This window comes from Nocardiopsis codii (genome assembly GCF_036327455.1).
GTDB lineage: Bacteria > Actinomycetota > Actinomycetes > Streptosporangiales > Streptosporangiaceae > Nocardiopsis > Nocardiopsis codii.
The window spans coordinates 1-3,153 of record NZ_JAUZMY010000072.1 but is presented as its reverse complement, the minus strand read 5'-3'; the positions used below and the strand labels follow the sequence as shown (position 1 = coordinate 3,153).

Annotated in this window: 2 protein-coding genes and 1 pseudogene; 1 reads left to right on the top strand and 2 read right to left on the bottom strand. The window is 72.7% G+C overall.

The features are described 5' to 3' along the window. Positions 1-433 precede the first annotated feature (433 nt). A complete protein-coding gene (locus Q8791_RS31665; protein ID WP_330095538.1) occupies positions 434-1,270 on the bottom strand; it encodes a 2,3,4,5-tetrahydropyridine-2,6-dicarboxylate N-succinyltransferase in 837 nt (278 codons plus the stop codon). A 200-nt stretch (positions 1,271-1,470) separates the two neighbouring features. Here Q8791_RS31665 and Q8791_RS31660 point away from each other — a divergent pair, with 200 nt between their 5' ends. Next, positions 1,471-2,349, top strand: a complete 879-nt coding sequence (locus tag Q8791_RS31660) for a hypothetical protein (protein WP_330095537.1) — start codon at positions 1,471-1,473, stop codon at positions 2,347-2,349. Positions 2,350-2,524: 175 nt separating this feature from the next. On the opposite strand, the pseudogene Q8791_RS31655 reads toward Q8791_RS31660, so the two are convergent. Next, positions 2,525-3,034, bottom strand: a pseudogene (locus Q8791_RS31655) (aminotransferase class I/II-fold pyridoxal phosphate-dependent enzyme); the annotation flags it as partial. Positions 3,035-3,153: the final 119 nt, after the last annotated feature.

Sequence of the window (3,153 nt, the reverse complement as noted above, 5' to 3'; positions counted from 1 at the left end):
GGTCCGGGGCGTCCGGCGGGCAGGCCGAACAAGCGTCCAGCTCCCCGATACGGGGTGCCCAAGAAGAACAAAACGGGTACCACGGGGAACCCCGGAGCCAAGCAAGCAGCTTAAACGCCAAGCTAGGGCGTGTTCCGTGGATGCTTTCGGTTGACTCGGCGCTTGCGCCGATCGACGCGAGCGGCTTCCAGGCCATCTCTCGCAAGGCGAGTAGCGCAGGTCAGCCCGGGTTCGGCTGTCCGAGCGCAGTCGGCGCGGCGAGAGGCAGCCCGGGGGGCGCGAGCCCGGAATGATCCGCGGAACGCGGCCTGGAACGCGGAGGGCGCCCTCCGCCTGCGGAGGGCGCCCCTGGCGGACGCGGGTGCGGCGTGCCGCCGGCCCCTGTTCTCCCGGGTTCCGGCGCCGCGGCGCCGGGCCCCGGTCGGACGGGGCGTCAGGCGTTGACGCCGTGCTCCCGGAGGAGGTCGTTCAGGGCGAGCTTGTCGTGCTCCTCGCCCTCCCGGAGGCGCTTGAGCACCAGCAGGACCGGCATGCCGAAGTCGCCGCCCGGGAAGCTCTTGGTCCGGTTCGCGGTCACGCACACGGACCAGGCCGGGGCCTCGCCGCGCTTGAGCTCCTCGCCGGTCTCGGCGTCGAACACGCGCGTGGAGGAGGTCAGGATGGTGCCCGCGCCGAGCTTGGCGCCGGTGCGCACCCGGGCGCCCTCGACGACCATGCTGCGGGAGCCGAGGAACGCGTCGTCCTCGATGACGACCGGGGACGCCTGCGGCGGCTCGAGGACGCCGCCGACGCCGACGCCGCCGGACAGGTGGACGTTCTGGCCGACCTGCGCGCAGGAGCCGACCGTGGCCCAGGTGTCGACCATGGTCCCGGAACCGACGTAGGCGCCGATGTTGGTGAAGGACGGCATGAGGACGACACCGGGGGCGAGGAAGGAGCCCCAGCGGGCGATCGCCCCGGCGACGACGCGGACGCCGTCGAAGCGGGTCTTCAGGGGCATGCGGTCGTGGTGGCGGAAGTCGCCGACCTGCGACTCCTTCATGTCCAGGACCTTGAAGCCGAGGAGGATGGAACGCTTGGCGCGCTCGTCGACCACGACCTCGTCGGTGGCGGGGTCGACGAAGGCCACACGGGCCTTGCCCTGGTCGATCAGGTCGATGGCGCCGGTGATGGTCTCACGGGCCTCGACGTGGGAGGGCGTGAGTTCGGAGCGCTTCTCCCAGAGTTCGTCGATCTGGTCGGGCAGCGGACTGGAGTACGAGCTGGTCATGTGCACACACGTTAGTGGCTCGCGGAAGGTGCGGTGGTACCCCCCGCCCGTGTGTAGCGACCGCCTCCGCGCATCCGCCCCGCCCGGCCGCCCGGCGCCGACTACAATGCGGCCGGGGCTCGCTGTGGGTCCCTCGCGCGGCACGGGTGACCTTCCTCTCCGTGCGGTGCACCCACCTGCTCCCTACCCTTGGTTCGCCTGTGCCCAGTAAGCGCCGGAGGCTCTCCGCCTTCGTCAAGATCCTGTTGTCCCTCTTCCTCGTGTGCGGCCTCCTCGTCGCGGGCGCGTACTACGTGCTGACCACGTTCGAGCGGGTCGACACCGTCGAGGCCCCTGAGCCGGGGTGCCGTCTGGACCTGTCCGACGGCAAGTACGTGCTGGAGGACGCGCAGGCGGTGAGCGCCACCACGGTGAGCGGGGTCGCGTTCAGCCGCGACCTGCCGCCGGAGGCGGTGACGGTGGCGTACGCGACGGTGTGGCAGGAGTCCGCGTTCTACAACCTCGAGTACGGGGACCGCGACTCCCTCGGCCTGTTCCAGCAGCGGCCGTCCCAGGAGTGGGGCGAGCCGGAGCAGATCCTCGATCCGGTCTTCTCCACCCGCTCGTTCTACGACGAGCTGGTCGAGGTGAACAACTGGTCGGAGATCCCGGTGTTCGAGGCCGCCCAGGCGGTGCAGCGCAGCGCGGACGGCTACGCCTACGACCAGCACGAGGGCCTGTCCGAGCGGATGGCCGAAGTGACCATAGGCGAACTCGGACCGGGCCTGACCTGCTGGTACGACGCCGAGACCCTGGACGCCCTGCGGGCCGGCGACGCGGACACGGCGGGCGCCCAGGAGGAGATGGCGCGCGTCTTCGGCGTCGACCCGGCGACACTGTCGGCCGGCGGCGACCAGGAGTCGGCCACCGGCGACCTCGGCTGGGCGATGGCCCTGTGGGCGGTCGCGCACGCCGAGGAGTACGGGCTGACCTCGGTCTCCCACGGGGACCGGCGCTGGCGCGCGTCGGACGGCCTGAACGGCGCCGAGGCGTGGACCACGACGGAGGACGACACCGGGGGCCGCGTGGTCCTGCGGTGACGGCCGCCGTCCCACACGACGTGTGAGGGCCCCGGCGCGAGTCGCGCCGGGGCCCTCACGGGTCCTCGTCGGAGGGGAGCCGGCGCCCGTCAGCCGGGCGTCCGCCGACGCGCCCCGCCCGGGTCCGTCGACAGCCCCTCGGGGCGTGCCCGCCGAGGCGGTCGACCGCGCCCGGCTAGCCGGCCAGGCGCCCGACGGCTGCCTCCACGCGCTCGTCGGTGGCGGTGAACGCCACCCGCACGTGCCCCGCCCCCGCGGCGCCGTAGAAGTCGCCGGGGGCGACCAGGACACCGCGCTCCGCCAGGTGCGCGACCGCGCCCCAGGCGTCGTGGTCGGGGTGGCTCGCCCACAGGTACAGTCCGGCGTCGGAGTGCTCGATCCGCCAGCCCGCCCCCTCCAGGGCCGCTCGGAGCCGGGACCGGCGGGCCCGGTACCGCTCCTTCTGCTCGGCCGCGTGCGCGTCGTCGTCCAGGGCCGCCCCCATCGCCGCCTGGACTGGCGCGGGGACGATCATCCCGGCGTGCTTGCGCACCGCCAGAAGCTCGCCGACCAGGGCGGGGTCTCCGGCGACGAAGGCCGCGCGGTACCCGGCCAGGTTGGAGCGCTTGGAGAGCGAGTGCACGGCGAGCAGGTTCTCGTGGGAGCCGCCCGACACGTCCGGGTGCAGGATCGACACCGGTTCGGCGTGCGGGCGCCTATGCCCTGCTCCCGGGCTCTGCAAGCAAATGGCACAGATGTCGTCCTCCTAGTATGGCGGCGAAGAACAAACAGCGCACAATCGGGGGCATGTTCCATGTACATGGG